The sequence below is a fragment of the Herbaspirillum sp. WGmk3 genome (genome assembly GCF_023952535.1).
In the GTDB taxonomy this organism is placed as follows: Bacteria; Pseudomonadota; Gammaproteobacteria; order Burkholderiales; family Burkholderiaceae_D; genus Herbaspirillum; species Herbaspirillum huttiense.
On record NZ_JAKYWT010000002.1, the window covers coordinates 897381 to 914926 of the forward strand.

Below are 17546 nucleotides of genomic sequence, written 5' to 3' on the forward strand. Positions count from 1 at the left end.
AGTCAACGGCAGGATTGACCAAAACTTTAGAGGCTCCGGGCCAAATTTGTTTCCGGCCGGAACCGATGAGCTTGCCGCCCGGACACGCCCTGCGGCGCTGAAAAATCAGGCCGAGAGCGACTGGCGGATGATGCGCGAAAGCTTCTCCGCATAATGCGGATCGGTCGCATAGCCGGCGCGCTGCAGCCCATAGGCGAAGCCGTGGGCATCCTGGGCGCTGGCCAGTACCTTCTCGTAGCGCGGATTGCTGCGCAGCAAGTTGGCGTAATCCTTGAAGGCATCCGCATAGGAATCATAGGCGCGGAATTTCTCCACGCGCTTCTGCGGTTTGCCGTTGATGTATTCGATGGTGGTGGCCTCGACCACCTTGCCGGTCCAGTTGCCGGTGGCCTTGATGCCGAACAGGTTGTGCGCCGAGCGGCCATCGCGCGTGACGATTTCCTTCTTGCCCCAGCCGGTTTCCAGCGCGGCCTGCGCCAGCATGAACTTGGCCGGAATGCCGGTCATCTTGCTGGCCATTTCGGCGTCGGCCTGCAGGCGGTTCTGGAAGGCTTCGACGTGGGCCGGCTTGTTGGAATTGCGGCGCTGCTTGTTGCGGCCATCCTGGTCCGTACTCTCCGCCGCCTGCTGGCTGGCGAAGCTCTGGATGAACTTGGCGCGGTCGGCATCGCTCATGTCCTTGACCAACGGAATGCCCATCGGCAGGCCCTCTTCGCCCGGCAAGGGACTGCCTTCCAGGTCTTGCGCGTCCGGCAGTTTCTTGGGCAGCGAGGCCGAGAGCTGGCGCGTCAGCACGTCAGCCAGGCCCACGCCGCGCTGGGCCAGGCTCTGGCTCAGTTGCTGGTCCAGCATGGAGGTAAACATCTTGGTCTGTTCGTTGTCGAACGGGCCGTTCTGCGGGGTGGCATCCCGCATGCTCTTCATCACCATGTTCAGGAACAGCGCCTCGAATTGCTTGGCTGCGCCCTTGACGGACTCCGGCGTGTTCTGCTTGGCAGCCTCACGCAGGCCGTTCAGCCCATTCGCATCGACGGCAAGTCCCTCGGTCGGATTGGATGGGTTGATCTTGTTGAGCATGGATTACCTTGGTGGAAAGCGTTGGGTGTCGGATCAGTCCGGAGCGTCAGATCACTTCGAGTTCTGCGCGCAGCGAACCGGCCGCCTTCATGGCCTGCAGGATGGCCAGCAAGTCCTGCGGCGTGGCACCGATGGCATTGAGCGCCTTGACCACATCGGACAGCGAGGCCCCGCCCTTCAACAGCATGACCTTGCCCGGCTCCTTGTTGATCGAGACCTGGGCATTCTGCACGCCCGCGGTCTGGCCACCGGCCAGGGCATTGGGCTGGCTGACCGCATTGTCGGCCTGGATCACCACCGACAGGTTGCCGTGCGAGACCGCGCAGGTATCGAGCATGACGCTCTGGTTCATCACCACCGAGCCGGTACGGGCATTCAGGATCACCTTGGCGGCCAGCTTGCCGGGCGTGACATCGACGTTTTCGAGCGCGCCGAGGAAGGCCACGCGGTCGCCGCTGGAGATCGGTGCGCGCACCCGAATCACGCGGCCATCCTGGGCCACGGCGGTGTCGCTGCCAAAACGCTTGTTGAGCGCATCGACCACCCGGCTGGCGGTCGAGAAATCATTGTCGTTCAGTTCCAGCATGACCATGTCGCCGCCACCGAGGGAACTGGGCACCGCCCGTTCCACGGTCGCACCGCCCGAGATGCGCCCTGCCGACAGCTGGTTGATGACGGTGCTGCTGCCGGCAGCCGAACCGCCAGCACCACCGACCACGATGTTGCCCTGGGCGATGGCATAGATCTGGCCGTCCGCACCCTTCAGGGGAGCCATCAGCAGCGTGCCGCCGCGAATGCTCTTGGCGTTGCCGATGGAAGAAACCGTCACGTCGATCAGCTGGCCCGGCTGCGCGAAGGCCGGCAAGGTAGCCGTCACCATCGCTGCCGCCACGTTCTTCAGCTGCATGTTGCTGCTGGTGCCGCTGGGCACGTTCACGCCCAGTTGCTGCAGCATGCTCACCACGCTCTGCACCGTAAAGGGTGTCTGTGTGGTCTGGTCACCGCTGCCGTCAAGACCTACCACCAGCCCGTAACCTACCAGCTGGTTCTGACGCACGCCCTGGATGCTGGCCAGGTCCTTGAGGCGCTCGGCGTGGGCCGGCGCAGCAGCGGCCACGCACAGTGCGGCCACGGCAGCAGCCGACAGGAGCTTGCTGCCCATCCTGATCATGTCCATGGCGAAAAATCCTTTCCGGGTCATTGCACTACTCCACATCAGAAAGGAGAAACGCTGAAGAAGAAACGGCCCAGCGAGGACATGAAGTCAGCCATGTCGACGCGGGTATTGGTACGGTATTCGACCTTGGCGTCAGCCACCAGGGTAGACGAAACGGTGTTGCCGGTCTGGATGTTGTCGGGGCTGACGGTGCCGGAGAAGCGGACATATTCCACGCCCTTGTCCAGCGCCACCTGCTTTTCACCCGAGACCACCAGGTTGCCGTTGGGGAGCACTTCCACCACGGTCACGCCGATGGTGCCGGTGAAGGTGTTGCTGGAGCTGGTGGCGCCCTTGTCCTCGAATTTGGAGGACGAGGTACCGGAGGCGGACAACTCCTTGATGGATGTGCCGAAGATGGTCGGTGCCGGCGAGGCTACCGTGCCTGTCTTGCTGGCCGAACTCCCGGCCGACTTGACGGCACTGGTCTTTTCGTTGATGACGATGGTGATGGTGTCACCCACCAGGCGCGCGCGACGGTCTTCCAGCAACGGCCGGTAGACCGCCGACTGGAAGATCGCGCCCGAGGTCGGCGGCGCATAGGAAGCCGGTTGCGGACGCGCCGTCTTGGGCCCGGTCACGATACTGTCCGGCACGGTGGTGCAGGCGCTCACGCCCAACACGCCCGCGATGGTGGCCAATTTCAGCATGCTTTTCATCATTGCCTCGTCCTTCTTCTGCTACCGACTGCCTTGTTCAAAAACCACTGCACGACTGCATTACAGCTGCGAAATCTTGGCCAGCATCTGGTCGGAAGTGGTGATGGCCTTGCTGTTGATTTCGTAGGCGCGCTGGGTCTGGATCATGTTGACCAGTTCTTCCACCACGTTCACGTTGGAGGTTTCCACGTAACCCTGCCACAGGGCACCGGCACCGTTGGTGCCCGGGGTGTTCGGGTTCGGGGTACCGGAAGCGGCGGTTTCCACGTACAGGTTCTCGCCACGGCTTTCCAGACCGGCCGGGTTGATGAAGGTGGCGACCTGGATGGTGCCGATCTGGGTGGTGGCGGTCGAACCGGCCTGCATGATCGAGACGGTACCGTCACGGCCCACGGTCAGCTTGGTGGTGTTGAGCGGAATGGTGATCGGCGGCTGCAGCGTATAGCCGCTGGAGGTCACCATCTGGCCCTGACTGTCGGTCTGGAAGGAACCGTCGCGGGTATAGGCGGTGGTGCCGTCCGGCAGCAGGATCTGGAAGAAGCCGTTGCCCTGAATCGCCAGATCCTTGTCATTGTTGGTCTGGTTGACGTTGCCTTGGGTGAAGATACGTTCGGTGGCGACCGGACGCACGCCGGTACCGATCTGCAGGCCCGAGGGCAATTGCGTCTGCTGCGAGGACTGGGCACCGGGCTGGCGCACGGTCTGGTACAGCAGGTCTTCGAACACGGCGCGCGAACGCTTGAAACCGTTGGTGCTGACGTTGGCCAGGTTGTTGGAGATCACGTCCAGTTGCGTCTGTTGCGCATCCAGGCCGGTCTTGGAAATCCACAGGGAACGAATCATTTGTTTCTCCGGTAATCAGCGCTTGCGCTGCGGTGCATCGGTGAGGTCAGGTGCGTAGGCAGCATCAAGACAGCGACAGGATCGTGGTCGCCTTGGTGGAATCACTTTCGGCGGTCTGGATCACTTTCATGTTCATTTCGAACTGGCGCGACAGGTTGATCATGTTGACCATCGCTTCCACCACGTTCACGTTGCTGCCTTCGACCGCACCGCTGGCCAGGCGCACGTTGGCGTCGGGCTGGGCGGCACCGGTGATGGTGCGGAACAGGCCGTCGTCGCCGCGTTTCAGGTTCTTCTCGTCCGGGTTGACCAGCTTGATGCGGCCCAGCACGTTGACCGCATTGGGAATGCCGTTGGTCGGGATCGACGACACCGTGCCGTCAGCCGCGATGGCCACGGTGGTATCGGGCGGAATCGTGATCGGACCGCCGTCACCCTGCACGGACTGGCCGTTCTGGGTCTGCAGGATGCCGTTCTCGTTGATCTTGAAGCTGCCGTTGCGGGTGTAGGCTTCGCCGCCATCGGCAGTCTGCACCGCGATCCAGCCACGGCCCTGAATGGCCACATCCAGCGCACGGCCGGTGTCCTGGATCGGACCCTGCGAAAAATCATTGCCTGCAGTGGAGTCCACCACGAAAGCACGCGTCGGCAAGCCCTGCCCCACCACCGGTGCCGAACGGAAGGTATTCAATTGGGCACGAAAGCCCGTGGTCGTGGCATTGGCCAGGTTGTTGCTGGCGCTGGCTTGCTGCTCAAGCGTGTGCTTGGCGCCCGACATCGCTGTATAGACCAGACGATCCATATCACCCCTTAGTGGTGGCACCCATCCCTGGCACCACCGGTTGAAACCGGCCACCGGCGACGCCGGCAGCCTTGAAGCAGGCGCGCCGCAAGGCGCGCCGGATCACCCTGTTAGCGCAGGCTGACCAGCGTCTGCAGCACGGTATCCTGCACCTTGATGGTCTGCGAGTTGGCCTGGTAGACACGCTGCGCCACGATCATGTTGACCAGCTCGGCGGTCAGGTCGACGTTGGAGTCTTCCACCGCACGTGCCTGCAGGGTACCGAAGGTACCGGTGGTCGGCTTGCCCACCAGCGGGCTGCCGGCGGCGGCGGTGGCGGAGTACAGGTTGTTGCCCAGCGGCTGCAGGCCGTTGGGGTTGGCGAAATTGACCAGCACCACGCTGCCCAGATTCTTGGTCTGCTGGTTGCTGTAGGAACCGACGATGGTGCCGTCCTTGTCGATCGAGAAGCTCGACAGGGTGCCCGGCGGCATGCCGTTCTGGCTCTGCGCCAGGTTGACGAAGGCCGAACCGGTCTGGGTCGAGCCGGTGTAGCTCAGCGCAATGGTGCTGGCGAAGTTGCCGCCCGCCTTGGCCACCCCGGGGTTGGTACCGGTCGTAGTCAGGTCGATGGTCATGGCACCGCCCGAGGTCAGGGTACCGGTCGAATCGAACACCATCGAACCCAGCTTCAGGGGGACCGTGCCGCCCGAGGTGGTGGTCAGGGTCTTGCCGTCGACGGTGGCGTAGACGTCCCAGGTAGTGGTCGGCGGCGTGCCGGTCGGCGTGTTCTTCACATAGAAAGTCTGGACGCTGTACGGATTGCCCAGGCTGTCATAGATGGTCACGCCGGTCGAGTTGTTGTACGAGGTCGGGTCGGTGGCGCTGAAAGTGGTCGTGGTCGGCACGGTCACGCGCGAATCCAGGTTGACCTTGGTATTGACGGTGGTGGTGGTGGTCGCCGGGATCGAGGAGGTATCAATCTGCAGGCGCACCGGATCGCCACCGGTCACACCGGCTGCATAACCCATCAGGAAGGCCCCGTTCATGCTGGGGTTGACGATGTAACCGTTCTTGTCGAGCTGGAACTGGCCATTGCGGCCGTACATCGGCGACAGGTCGCTGGAGCTGGCGGCCAACTGGAAGAAACCGTCACCATTGATGGCGATATCCAGCGGGTTGTTGGACGACGTGATATTGCCCTGGGTGAACTGTTGCGCCACATTGGCGACCGTCACACCGATACCCACCGGCGAATTGCCGGAACGGTTCATGGAATTGGCGTACATGTCGGCAAACTGCGTCTGCGACTGCTTGAAACCCACCGTGCTGGCGTTGGCCACGTTATTACCGATGACGTCCAGGCTCTTGGCTGCGCCGTTCAGTCCGCTCAGACCTTGCTGAAAACTCATGAGATATCCCCTTGTTCCGAATGTTGTCGGTAATGACGATTAAAGAATTTGCACGACGTCGGTCGGCTTGATGGTGCCGACATTGGTGACGTTGAGCTTGACGCCGTCCGACGCAGTCGAGACGCTGGAAACGGTACCGAACGACAGGGTCGAAGCGGTGACTGCAGTGCCATTGTTGGAGGCACTGACGGTGAAGGTGTAATTGCCGTCGGCCACCTTGCCGCCGGTATCGTTGGAGCCGTCCCAGATCACCGGCACCACGCCGGCGGCCTGGGTGCCCAAGTCGGTGGTGTGCACCACGGCACCCGAGGAATCCTTGATGGTGACCACTACGGAGGAGGCGGTACCGGACAGGTTCACGCCGAACACCGCCTTCTGGCTGGTGGTTTCCGTACCGCTGGCATCCTTGGTGGTATCGCTGGTCAGCTGGATGCTGTTGCCCGGGGCCAGCACGCTGTGGCCGATCATGTTGGCGGTCGACAGCGCCTGCGAGGAATTGAGGTTGCTCATCAGCGTGGACAGCGAATTGTTCAGCTGGCTGATGCCCGTGACCGTCGACAACTGTGCCATCTGGGTGGTCAGCTGCGAGTTGTCCATCGGGTTGCTGGGATCCTGGTTCTTCATCTGCGCAATCAAGAGCGTCAGGAAGCGGTTCTGGATCGCGTCCGGGCTGTTGTTGTCCAGGCTGGAAGAGCTGGTGGTAGTGGACGAGCTGCTGCTCGTGCCATTCATTGCGGTGAGCAGGTCACTGGAGACGATTGCCATGGTTCAGGTCCTGGTTATTGGCCGATGGTGAGGGTCTTGACGAGCATGGCCTTGGCCGTGTTCATCGTTTCCACATTGGTCTGGTAAGAGCGGGAGGCCGAGATCATGTTGACCATTTCCTCGACCGGATTGACGTTGGGCATGGCGACGTAGCCATTGCCATCGGCCATGGGATGCTTGGGGTCGTAGACCAGCTTGGGCGGGGCCTGATTCTCGACCACGGCCGCCACTTTCACGCCGCTGTCCTTGACGCTGCCCACCGGAATGGCTTCGAACACCACCTGCTTGGCCTTGTACGGCGTGCCATCGGGGCTGGTCGCGCTGTCGGCGTTGGCGATGTTGCTGGCCGTGGCGTTGAGGCGCTGTGCCTGGGCGCTCATGGCCGAGCCGGCGACGTTGAAGATGTTGGAAAGAGACATGTTTATCAGCCCGGTTGGATAGCGTTCAGCATGGCCTTGATCTGGCCGTTCACGGAGGTGACGCCGGCTTCGTAGCGGATGCCGTTGTCTAGGAATTCATTGCGCTCCACATCCATATCGACCGTATTGCCGTCCACGCTGCCCTGGGCCGGTGTGCGGTACTGCAAGGCGGTGCCGCCGATGCTGCCCGGACCGTTGTCGGGCGCGGTGCCGGCCACGTGCGTGGCAGCAGTGCGCTCCAGCTGCAGCGGCGGGATCGTGTTGGACTTGCTGTCCAGCGCATTCTTGAGAGCGTCGGCAAAGTTGACGTCACGCGCCTTGTAGTTGGGCGTGTCCGCGTTGGCGATGTTGGACGCCAGCACCTGCTGGCGCTGGGACCGCAGGTTCAGCGCCATCTCGTTGAAACGGAAATAATCGTCGAGCTTAGAGACCATCAGGTCCTCCGGAAGTACAGCGCCCCCTGTCCTGCCCGGCCTGTTGCCGGGCCGCTTGCGGACTGCGCCGATGATGGAATTACGTAGGCTTGATCATACGTTCGCACCCCGAACTCTAAGGGGCGATAAAGAGAGAAAAGCCTCCCCTGTTTGCCCTTTTGACCTCGCGCGCGCGACGTACCATGAGTGCCAAGATTCGCCTATGCCCTGCGGGCAAGTTGCACAAAATGAAACACGCTTTCCGCGCCCTGCGCCGCACTTTCGCCGTCCTGTCCTTGCTGGCAGCCGGCCTGGGGGCGACTGCGCCTGCGCTCGCCCAGAACGACCCCAACTCCCCCCAAAAGCAGGACTTGCAAGCCTTGCAACAAGTGGCAGAGCAATTCCTGAAAAGCCAGACCTCGGGCTTGCCCGGCAGCGTCACGGTCACCATCGATCCCGCCGATGCACGCCTGACGCTGGCGGCCTGCCTTGAACCTCAAGCCTTCATGCCCAATGGTGGCCGCCTGTTCGGCCGCACCACGGTCGGCATCAAGTGCGTGGCCCCCTCCCCTTGGACCATCTACTTGCGCGCCAACGTGCAGGTGATCTCGGATTACCTGGTCGCCGCCGTCCCGCTGGCCCAGGGCCAGACCATCAGCGCCAGCGACATCACGCGCATTCGCGGCGACATGTCGGCGCTGCCCAGCGGCGTGATCACCGAAGAATCACAGGTCATCGGCCGCGTCGCCAACATGTCGCTGCGCGCCGGTACGCCGCTGCGCCTCGATACCATCCGCAACCAGCGCGTGGTGCAGCAAGGCCAGGCGGTACGGGTCGTATCGATCGGCCCGGGCTTCCAGATTTCCACCGAAGCGCGCGCCCTGACCAATGCCAACGAAGGCCAGATGGCCCAGGCGCGGACGGCGGCCGGCCAAGTGGTGAGCGGTATTGCCAAAGCGGGCGGGATTCTGGAAATCAACTATTGAGTCGGTGGCCCCGGTTTCTCCATTGATATGAAGCAATTTCCCGCAGGGCAAGTCCCGCGCGAAACGCAGCGGATCGCCCGGACAGGAATGTGAAGAAAAGTACCCGAATTCAGCTTAATTCAGGTGCGGGAATGTTAAAGTTTGCCCAGAACTGGTCGATAATCCATACGACAGGCGGGTGCGAAGCGCCCCCACCCTACAAGGAATACTGCCGTGAACGTTAACGACGCCCTCAAATCTGCTGCCCTCAACACCGAGCAGACGCAAACGCAGACCCGCAACACGACTGCCGCCAATCCTGCGGGCACTGACCCGGCCGCCACCAAAGCGGCTTCGGACAGCGTGCGCTTGTCCAGCACCTATCAGGCGCTGGAAACCAAGGACACCAAAAACGGCGGTTTCAATGCCGAAAAAGTGGAAAAGCTGAAAGCGGCCATCGCCAACGGCACTTTCCAGATCGATGCCGACAAGATCGCCGACGGCGTGATCGATACTGTCAAGAATCTCATCAGCGCCCGCCCGGCCTGATTCCCGTTTTACCGCTCAGAGGATCTTTCGCATGAATCCGGCCAGCAACCTGTCCCTGGAACACGCCGCGCTGTCGCGCCTGGTGGAAAAACTGAGCCAGGAACAGGCACTGCTGGCGGAAGCCACCGCCGAAGGCCTGACCGACATCATTACCGAAAAGGCCGCCATCGTTGCTGAAATGTCCACGCTGGCCGGCAATCGCCATGCGCTGCTGGGCAGCCTCGGCTACAGTGCAGATGAAAGCGGCATGCAACAGTGGATGAATGAGCAAGCCGGCGACGCTGACCGCGAGATCTGGGCCAGCCTGTTCGAACTTGCGCAGGACGCCAAGGAACTGAACCGCGTCAATGGCCTGCTGATCGGCAAGAAGCTGTCCATCAATCAGAGCGCCCTGACCATCCTGCAGGGCAAGACCGGCACCGGCAATTTCTATGGCCCGGACGGCCAGAACAGCATCCGGTCCTCGGGACGCCGTCTGGGCGTGGTATAAGTTTCAGCCGCTTCCCGCTCACGGAAGCACAGCAAGATCGCATCAACAAAAAGCCCGGCATTTGCCGGGCTTTGTCGTTAACGCGTCCTGCGTCCTCTCTCGGATCTGCGCCCTGAAGGCAGGCAGCCTCAGGCCACCCCGCTCCAGGAATGCTCGCGCAGATACGAACGCATGCGCGAGATCGCCTGGCTGTGCAACTGGCACACGCGCGATTCGGAAACGCCCATGACGGCGCCGATTTCCTTGAGGTTCATTTCCTGCTCGTAGTACAGCGCCATCAGGATCTGCTCACGCTCGGGCAAGGCCTTGATGGAATCCACCACGGCTTCACGGAAACCGCCATTGATCAGGCTCTGCAGCGGATCATCATCGCCGTCGCCGGTCTGGTAGCGGTCCAGGAAGTGTTCGTGGCCGCCATCGTCGTCGTGAAAATCTTCGTAATAGATCAACTGGTGGCCGCCGCAGTCGGTCAGCAGCGACTGATACTCGGCCAGGCTGATTTTCATGTGCTGCGCCACTTCCGCTTCTTGCGGCTGACGGCCCAGTTGCTGCAGCAGGGACTGCATGGCTTCTTCCACCTTGCGCGCATTCTGGCGGATGCTGCGCGGCAGCCAGTCGCTGCTGCGCAGCTCATCCAGCATGGCACCACGGATGCGCTGCACGGCGTAGGTCTCGAACTGCGCGCCATGGGTTTCCTCGTAGCGGTTGACGGCGTCGAGCAAGCCCATCATGCCGGCCTGGATCAGGTCGTCCACCTCTACGCTGGGGGGCAGCTTGGCCTTGAGCTGATGCGCCAGTTTCTTGACCAGCGGCGCATGCTGCTCCAGTACGTCGTTCTTGCCCTTTTTTCCCTTGACGTTATACATGCACGTCACACTCCCAGACTGGCACCGTCGGTGGCCATCCCGTAGCTGCTGCGGGCTGCATCCGGACCGGCCGTGAAGCGCTTGGAGAGGCGCTGGAAGGCCAGCGCGGCACCGGCGAAGGGAAACACGTCCATCACCGCCCGCCCCTGTCCGGTGGCGCGGCGAATATGGTCATCCGCCGGAATCGCGCCGATGAAATTGAGCTGCGCCGCCAGGTAGCGGCTGGCCGCCTGGGCCATGTTGGCGTAGACGGTACGGGCTTCGGCTTCGGTGGCATCGTTGACGATGAGACTGAAGGGACGGCGGCCGATGCGGTCGCTCAAGCTCTTCAGCAGCACATAGGCCGCCTTGATGGAAGACGCCGTGGTCGAGACCTGGATCACGATCTCGCCCATTTCCATGGTCGGCACCGGCAGCGACAGGTCGCGCGCCAGCACGCCATTGACGAGCGTAATCTCGGCCTGCTCGATGAGGCTGTCGAAGATCTCCGCCAGACGGCCGGCATGCGGATCGGTCGCCGAGGGCACGCTGCGGCGGGCGATGCGCGCCATCGAAAAACCTTCCGGCAGGAGCCGTGTGGCTTCCGCCATGGGACGCTCCATCCGCGCCACTTCCTGCAGCGTCGCCACGTCGTGACGCAGGCCGATGCGGGTCAGCAGACCGGTCGTGGCAACGTCGCCATCCACCACCAGCACGCTGTGCTTGGCCTGCGACAGGGACGCCGCCAGATTGATGAGCATGGCACTCTTCTCTTCCTCACCCAGCACCGAGAAGAAGGTGAACAGCCTGGGCACCGGACGCTCCAGCATCCGGCGCAGCCCTGCTGCCTGGTCGATATCGTAACTAGCCAAAGCTCACCTCACGCAGTCCCCGGTCATTCATGGACATGGCAGTAGGACCGATCACGCCCGGCAACTCACCTTCCTGGAATTCGAAAGGGGCGGTTTCGCGCTTCTGCTTGAAGGCACGGTCGGCCAGGTAGAGCTTGTTGGCCACATGCAGGTCTTCGGGCACGCGCTGGCCATTGGCCACGTAATGCAGGTTGAGCTTGTGGCGGATCACCACATCCAGCACGTTGCCGATGGTGGCGGCTTCGTCCAGCTTGGTGATGATGCAGCCGGCCAGCCCGGAGCTGGAATAGGCATGCACCACTTCATTGAGCGTACCGCCGGTGGCGGTGGCATTCAGGCACAGCAGGCGCTTGATGTCCACGCCGGCACCGGCCAGCATGGCGTCCTGCTCGGCCACCATCTGGTCGCGCTGGCCGACACCGGCGGTGTCGATCAGTACGGTGTGCTTGCCTTTGAGTTCTTCCAGGGCGATGCGCAAGTCGGTCTCATCCTTGACCGAGTGCACCATCACGCCAAGGATCTTGCCGTAGATGCGCAGTTGTTCGTAACCACCGATACGGTAGCCGTCGGTCGTGATCAAGGCCAGCTTGCCGGAGCCGTGGCGCATCACGCAGCGCGCCGCCAGCTTGGCGGTGGTGGTGGTCTTGCCAACGCCAGTGGGGCCGACCAGCGCGAAGACGCCGCCGTTTTCCAGCAGTTCGTTTTCGTTGGCCAGGGTATTGAGATTGCGCGCCAGCACCGACTTGACCCAGAACATGATGTCCTGCGACTTGGAGTTGGCAGGCAGGTTTTCGGTGATCAGGCGCGACAGGCTGGCCGAGAAGCCGGCCGCCAGCATTTCCTTCAGTACCACGCCCTTGAGCGGATCGCGTTTCTGCGTACCGCCCCAGGAAATCTCCGCCAGCTGGGTTTCCAGCACGCCGCGCATGGAGCGGATCTCGCTCATGACTTCGGAGAGGATTTCGTCGTAGTCCTTGCCATCGAATTCAGGCAGGGCCGAACGTGGACGCTGGTCATGTTCCCCGGATTCCTGCGCCTGCTGGGCCGAGGCCGGACGGCCACCGGCCGCCTGCTCCGCACGGCGGCTGCGCCAGACGCGGGCATCGCTGGCCGGAGCAGCTTCCACCGGGCGCGCAGGCGCGCGGCCGTGGGCCGGCTGGTCCAGCAATGGCGCATGCTCGGGACGCGCGGCGCGGGGCGGCTGCTGGGCCAGCGGCGACGACAGCAGCGCCGGACGCTTGGCCTGCTGTGCGTTCGGCGCACCGGACTGCTGCTGCAGCGAGGCCGCCTGCGGGCGAGCATTGGGGTCGCGCGCGCCGGTCGGGGCCACCAGGGTGGTCATGTCCTCGTTGGCCATGGCCAGGATCTCCACCCCGTCAGGAATATTGCGGTTGGAGAGAATGACGGCATCCGGGCCAAGCGCCTCGCGCACCTGACGCCAGGCCTCGCGAGAAGAATTGGCGATAAATTTCTTGACGTTCATGCTTGCCCTCCAACTAGGCTGGTAACTTTAATCGTTTTCGACTCGGGTACTTCAGCGTGCGACAGCACGCGCAACTGCGGCATGGCGCGGCGCAGGAAGCGCGCCAGCAAGGTCCGCAGCGGTGCGCCGACCAGCAACACGGGCGACAGGCCCATCTGCTCCTGGCGCTGCGCCGCCATTTCGGTCTGCTGCACCAGCGAATCGGCCAGGCCCGGCTCGATGCCGCCGGTGTCGCCACTGGCCTGCAGTGCCTGCATGAGCAGGCGTTCGAGCTTGGAATCGAGGGCCATGACGGCCAGCTCGCTCTCGCCCGGGAAAATCTGTTGCACGATGGCGCGTCCCAGCGCAATCCGTACAATCGCCGTCAGGTCGGTCGGATCCTGAATGCGGGCGGCGTGTTCGGCCAATGTTTCGATGATAGTGCGCATATCGCGGATATGCACGCCTTCCAGCAAGAGGTTCTGCAAGACCTTCTGCAGCGTGCCCAGCGGCAGCATCTTGGGCACCAGGTCTTCCACCAGCTTGGGGGCTTCCTTGGCCAGGTGATCCAGCAGGCTCTGCACTTCCTGGCGGCCCAGCAGTTCGGCCGCATGCGTGGTGATGAGGTGATTCAGGTGCGTCGCCACCACGGTACCGGCATCGACCACGGTGTAACCCATGGTGGAAGCCTGTTCGCGCAGGCTGCTGTCGATCCACACGGCCGGCAGGCCGAAAGCGGGATCGGAGGTCATCATCCCTGGCAGCGGACCAGTCACCATGCCTGGATTGATGGCCAGGTACTGGCCGGCATGCGCCTCGCCGTTGCCCACTTCCACACCCTTCAGGGTGATGCGGTAGGCCGACGGTTTCAGTTCCAGGTTGTCGCGGATGTGAATCGGCGGCGAAAGGAAACCGACTTCCTGGGCGAATTTCTTGCGGATGCCCTTGATGCGCTTGAGCAGTTCGCCACCCTGCCCCTTGTCCACCAGCGGGATGAGGCGATAGCCGACTTCCAGGCCCAGGGTATCGACCGGCATGACGTCGTTCCAGGTCGCCTCTTCCGCTTCCGAGGGCGCAGCTGCGGCGGCAGCGGCCTGCGGAGTGGCCGCGGCGGCTTCGGCCTTGGCCGTTTGCACCCGCTTGCTGATGGCGTATGCACCGCCGGCCATGGCCGCAGCCAGCAGCAGGAAGGCGATGTGCGGCATGCCCGGGATCAGGCCCATGCCGCCGATGATGACGGCGGTAATGTAGAGCACTTCCGGCTTGGCGAAGAGCTGATTGATCAGCTGCCCGCCGACGTCCTGGTCGTTGGCCACGCGCGAGACCACCACACCGGCGGCGGTCGAGATGATCAGCGAAGGGATCTGCGCCACCAGGCCGTCACCGATGGCCAGCAGCGTGTAGTTCTTCAGCGCGGCATCGAAGGCCAGGTCGTGCTGCACCATGCCCACCACCAGGCCGCCGACGATGTTGACCACCGTCACGATGATGCCGGCCACGGCATCGCCGCGCACGTACTTGGAGGCACCGTCCATGGCCCCGTAGAACTCGGATTCCTGCGCCACTTCCTTGCGGCGGGCGCGGGCTTCGGGTTCACCGATCATGCCGGCGTTGAGGTCGGCGTCGATCGCCATCTGCTTGCCGGGCATGGCGTCCAGGGTGAAGCGCGCGCCCACTTCGGCGATACGGCCGGCACCCTTGGTCACCACCATGAAGTTGATGATGGTCAGGATCACGAACACCACGATACCAACGGTGTAGTTGCCGCCGATCAGGAAGTGGCCGAAGGCTTCGATCACCTTGCCGGCCGCATCCGGACCGGTGTGGCCTTCGGTCAGCACCACCCGGGTGGAGGCCACGTTCAGTGACAGGCGCAGCATGGTCGACACCAGCAGCACCGCCGGGAAGGCGATGAAGTCCAGCGGCTTGACGGTGTACAGCGCAGTCATCAGCACGATCACCGACAGCGAGATGTTGAAGCTGAACAGCAGATCCAGCATGAAAGCCGGCAGCGGCAACACCATCATCGCCAGCATCATGACGATCAGGATCGGGGCCGCCAGCGCCCGGCCGCTCTTGAGCGGGACCCAGGCCGGGATTTTCATGGTATTGAGTTTGGTTGCCATCGTTACTGCCTGTTTCTATTCTTGGGGCCGCGAGGCTTCTTGGGCGCAGTGGCCGGATCAAGGTCCTTGGGCACGTTCAGTTCGGTCGGTTCCACCGGACGGTTGCCGCCGAACTGACCGAAGGTACGCAACTGGAACACGTAGGCCAGCACTTCGGCCACGGCGGTGTAGAGCGCTTCGGGAATCTCGTCGCCGATCTCGGTATGGGCGTGCAGCGCACGTGCCAGCGGCGGCGCTTCCAGCAACGGCACCTTGTGCTCGCGTGCCAGCTCGCGAATCTTGGCGGCGACGTCGTCGGCGCCCTTGGCCACCACCTTGGGCGCGCCCATCTTGCCTTCGGTGTACTTCAGGGCGACCGCGAAGTGGGTCGGGTTGGTCACCACCACATCGGCGGTCGGCACTTCGGCCATCATGCGGCGGCGGGCCATGGCGCGCTGCATCGCGCGAATCTTGCCCTTGATGTGCGGATCGCCTTCGGATTCCTTGTGTTCCTGCTTGACCTCTTCGCGCGTCATGCGCAGCTTGCGGCCGTAATTCCAGATCTGGTAAGGCACGTCCAGCGCCGCGATCAGGATCAGCGCCGAGACCATGGTGATGAAGCTGATCCACAGCAGCTGCGCGGCATGTGAACCGGCGGTCTTGAGCGATTCCACGCCCAGGCCCATGACGGCATCGAGCTGGCTGCGGATGGCGATCCAGGCCACGGTACCGACCAGCAGCGTCTTGAGCACCGCCTTGCCCAGTTCGACCAGGGAATTGATCGAGAACATGTTGGCGAAGCCGCTGATGGGATTGAGCTTGCTGAATTTGGGCGCCAGCGAATCGACGTTGAACAGCCAGCCGCCCAGCATCAGCGGCGCGGCCATGGCGGCCAGGGTCATCAGGAAGGCCAGCGGGATCATGGAAACGGCCACATCCAGCATATGGGCACTGAGCATGTCGAACAGCAGCGCCGGGTCGAAGGCGGCCGCCCGTTCGAAGGTCAGGGTCGCCACCATGATGCGATCCAGGGCGGTCACTACGGGGCCGCTGAAAAGCCAGACACAGCTGCCGCCGACCAGCAGCATCAAGGTCGTGGCCAATTCGCGCGAACGCGGGACATCCCCCTGCTCACGGGCACGCTCAATGCGTTTGCCCGTGGCGGGTTCGGTCCGCTCCATGTCGCTGTCTTCGGCCATCCGCCGTATCCCCCTGCTAAACCGCTTTTCCGCCAGCGCCGGCGCTGGACGGATTTGTAGAACAATAGGCTAGGATTATTGGCGAGCGGCCGCCCGGATCATCAGGGGAATAGGGGCGAAAAGGTCCCCCATTTCGGACTAGGCAAAACCGCAAGGGTCTGCCTTGGACAAAACGCTGCGTATCGGGCCGTCAAAATGTGAAGAAAGTCAAGCTGGACGGGCACTTGCGGCCACCTGTCCGGCCTGAAAAGCCCGCCCGGCGTGGCGTAGCGGCCACATCAAGACAAAACGCTCCGGACTTGCCTGATTGGCAAGTGCCGAAGCGTCTATCCGGGTCGGGAGATGCGGAGAAACCGGCTTCAGAAGCCCAGACTCTCCAGCAGGTCGTCCACCTGCCCCTGGTTGGCGATGACATCCTTGCCGGCAGGATCGATCTGGGGACCGTTGAGCAGTCCCGTATCCTCGCGCTTGGTTTCGGTGGGCGCGTAGTCCACCAGCAGCTGCACCAGTTGCGATTCCAGGTCGTGCGCCAGCTTGGTGACGCGCTTGATGACCTGGCCGGTCAGATCCTGGAAGTCCTGCGCCATCATGATATCCAGCAGTTGCTGCTTGGTGACGCTGCTGTCTTCGCTGGTTTGGGCCAGGAAGGCGGAGGTCTTCGCCGCCAGCGCGCGGACATCGGCTTCGGCAAAACTGCCGGTAGCAGCCGCATCCCATTGCGCCTTGAGCTCGCTGGCACCTTCATTGATGCGCTCCTGCAGCGGGCTCGCCAGTTCGGTAGCGTTGAGCACGCGCTGGGCGGCCTGTTCGGTCATGCGGGCCACGTATTCCAGGCGGTCACGCGCGTCCGGCATGTCGCTGGCGGCTTTTTCCAGCAGCCGGTCGAAGCCCAGGCCGCGCAAGCTGTCGTGCAGGTTGCGCGTCATGTGGCCGATACGGACCAGCACCTCGTCGTTGACCCCGGTGCCCTCGGCGGAGGGCGTGCGAGCAGGATGAGCGGCGTTGTCCACCTCAGCCACCTGCGGCCATTTTTTCGAAGATCTTGCCCAGCTTTTCATCCAGCGTCGCCGCGGTGAAAGGCTTGACCACGTAGCCATTGGCACCGGCCTGGGCGGCGGCGACGATATTTTCCTTCTTGGCTTCGGCCGTCACCATCAGCACGGGCAGCTTGGACAGGGCCGGATCCTTGCGGATTTCCTGCAGCATGGTCAGGCCATCCATGTTGGGCATGTTCCAGTCGGAGACGACGAAGTCGAACTGGTCGCTGCGCAGTTTCTGCAGCGCCTGCACGCCGTCTTCGGCCTCGTCCACGTTGGTGTAGCCCAATTCCTTGAGCAGGTTGCGCACGATGCGGCGCATGGTCGAAAAGTCATCGACGACTAAGAACTTGGTATTGGGACCCGACATGCTAAGACTCCATCTGAACAATTGAATTCTTGATTATCGGCAAGTTGCGCAACGAACTTGAACCGAC

General features: G+C 62.9%; 19 protein-coding genes. 3 read left to right on the forward strand and 16 right to left on the reverse strand.

Annotation, left to right across the window (positions count from 1 at the left end; all coding sequences use genetic code 11):
• Positions 1 to 105 precede the first annotated feature (105 nt).
• From flgJ to flgB, 9 genes are all read right to left on the reverse strand, one after another.
• Positions 106 to 1077 (reverse strand): flagellar assembly peptidoglycan hydrolase FlgJ, encoded by a 972-nt coding sequence (flgJ, locus tag MKD49_RS09905; protein ID WP_039788487.1) that lies wholly within the window; start codon positions 1075 to 1077, stop codon positions 106 to 108.
• Between the two features lie 46 nt (positions 1078 to 1123).
• Complete coding sequence (locus tag MKD49_RS09910; RefSeq protein WP_134135252.1) at positions 1124 to 2254, reverse strand: flagellar basal body P-ring protein FlgI; 1131 nt, start codon at positions 2252 to 2254, stop codon at positions 1124 to 1126.
• 38 nt (positions 2255 to 2292) lie between these two features.
• Positions 2293 to 2952: a flagellar basal body L-ring protein FlgH gene (locus MKD49_RS09915; protein ID WP_134135366.1), complete on the reverse strand. Its 660-nt coding sequence runs from the start codon at positions 2950 to 2952 to the stop codon at positions 2293 to 2295.
• Positions 2953 to 3012: 60 nt separating this feature from the next.
• Positions 3013 to 3795: a flagellar basal-body rod protein FlgG gene (gene flgG, locus MKD49_RS09920; RefSeq protein ID WP_034331590.1), complete on the reverse strand. Its 783-nt coding sequence runs from the start codon at positions 3793 to 3795 to the stop codon at positions 3013 to 3015.
• Between the two features lie 64 nt (positions 3796 to 3859).
• Positions 3860 to 4597, reverse strand: a complete 738-nt coding sequence (gene flgF, locus MKD49_RS09925; protein WP_034331591.1) for a flagellar basal-body rod protein FlgF — start codon at positions 4595 to 4597, stop codon at positions 3860 to 3862.
• Between the two features lie 110 nt (positions 4598 to 4707).
• The gene (gene flgE / locus MKD49_RS09930; RefSeq protein WP_252696180.1) at positions 4708 to 5988 is read right to left on the reverse strand and encodes a flagellar hook protein FlgE; all 1281 of its coding nucleotides are present in this window, start codon (positions 5986 to 5988) and stop codon (positions 4708 to 4710) included.
• Positions 5989 to 6027: 39 nt separating this feature from the next.
• Positions 6028 to 6753: a flagellar hook assembly protein FlgD gene (locus MKD49_RS09935; RefSeq protein WP_034329667.1), complete on the reverse strand. Its 726-nt coding sequence runs from the start codon at positions 6751 to 6753 to the stop codon at positions 6028 to 6030.
• A 14-nt stretch (positions 6754 to 6767) separates the two neighbouring features.
• On the reverse strand, positions 6768 to 7172 hold the full coding sequence (gene flgC, locus MKD49_RS09940; protein WP_034329665.1) for a flagellar basal body rod protein FlgC: 405 nt from the start codon (positions 7170 to 7172) through the stop codon (positions 6768 to 6770).
• Between the two features lie 5 nt (positions 7173 to 7177).
• Positions 7178 to 7606 carry a flagellar basal body rod protein FlgB gene (gene flgB, locus MKD49_RS09945; protein WP_039788493.1) on the reverse strand — a complete coding sequence of 143 codons (429 nt, stop codon included), beginning with the start codon at positions 7604 to 7606 and terminating at the stop codon, positions 7178 to 7180.
• Between the two features lie 227 nt (positions 7607 to 7833).
• Here flgB and flgA point away from each other — a divergent pair, with 227 nt between their 5' ends.
• The 3 genes from flgA (at position 7834) to MKD49_RS09960 (ending at position 9589) form a co-directional block, all read left to right on the forward strand.
• Positions 7834 to 8571 carry a flagellar basal body P-ring formation chaperone FlgA gene (gene flgA, locus MKD49_RS09950; protein WP_227022625.1) on the forward strand — a complete coding sequence of 246 codons (738 nt, stop codon included), beginning with the start codon at positions 7834 to 7836 and terminating at the stop codon, positions 8569 to 8571.
• 213 nt (positions 8572 to 8784) lie between these two features.
• Positions 8785 to 9099 carry a flagellar biosynthesis anti-sigma factor FlgM gene (flgM, locus tag MKD49_RS09955; RefSeq protein WP_039788497.1) on the forward strand — a complete coding sequence of 105 codons (315 nt, stop codon included), beginning with the start codon at positions 8785 to 8787 and terminating at the stop codon, positions 9097 to 9099.
• A gap of 31 nt (positions 9100 to 9130) precedes the next feature.
• Entirely contained in the window at positions 9131 to 9589 is a 459-nt protein-coding gene (locus MKD49_RS09960; protein ID WP_134135250.1) for a flagella synthesis protein FlgN, read from the forward strand.
• 128 nt (positions 9590 to 9717) lie between these two features.
• Here the strand turns inward: MKD49_RS09960 and MKD49_RS09965 are convergent, their stop codons facing one another.
• The 7 genes from MKD49_RS09965 to cheY form a co-directional block, all read right to left on the reverse strand.
• Complete coding sequence (locus MKD49_RS09965; protein ID WP_121039722.1) at positions 9718 to 10455, reverse strand: RNA polymerase sigma factor FliA; 738 nt, start codon at positions 10453 to 10455, stop codon at positions 9718 to 9720.
• A gap of 5 nt (positions 10456 to 10460) precedes the next feature.
• Positions 10461 to 11264 (reverse strand): antiactivator of flagellar biosynthesis FleN protein, encoded by an 804-nt coding sequence (locus MKD49_RS09970; protein ID WP_039788501.1) that lies wholly within the window; start codon positions 11262 to 11264, stop codon positions 10461 to 10463.
• A 34-nt stretch (positions 11265 to 11298) separates the two neighbouring features.
• Positions 11299 to 12789, reverse strand: a complete 1491-nt coding sequence (gene flhF / locus MKD49_RS09975) for a flagellar biosynthesis protein FlhF (protein WP_121039719.1) — start codon at positions 12787 to 12789, stop codon at positions 11299 to 11301.
• Positions 12786 to 14894, reverse strand: a complete 2109-nt coding sequence (gene flhA, locus MKD49_RS09980) for a flagellar biosynthesis protein FlhA (RefSeq protein ID WP_039788504.1) — start codon at positions 14892 to 14894, stop codon at positions 12786 to 12788. The genes flhF and flhA overlap by 4 nt, the downstream gene beginning before the upstream one ends.
• Positions 14895 to 14896: 2 nt before the next feature.
• Entirely contained in the window at positions 14897 to 16072 is a 1176-nt protein-coding gene (flhB, locus tag MKD49_RS09985; RefSeq protein ID WP_121039716.1) for a flagellar biosynthesis protein FlhB, read from the reverse strand.
• Between the two features lie 359 nt (positions 16073 to 16431).
• Positions 16432 to 17091: a protein phosphatase CheZ gene (cheZ, locus tag MKD49_RS09990; RefSeq protein ID WP_134135248.1), complete on the reverse strand. Its 660-nt coding sequence runs from the start codon at positions 17089 to 17091 to the stop codon at positions 16432 to 16434.
• Positions 17084 to 17479, reverse strand: a complete 396-nt coding sequence (cheY, locus tag MKD49_RS09995; RefSeq protein ID WP_006712751.1) for a chemotaxis response regulator CheY — start codon at positions 17477 to 17479, stop codon at positions 17084 to 17086. The genes cheZ and cheY overlap by 8 nt, the downstream gene beginning before the upstream one ends.
• Positions 17480 to 17546: the final 67 nt, after the last annotated feature.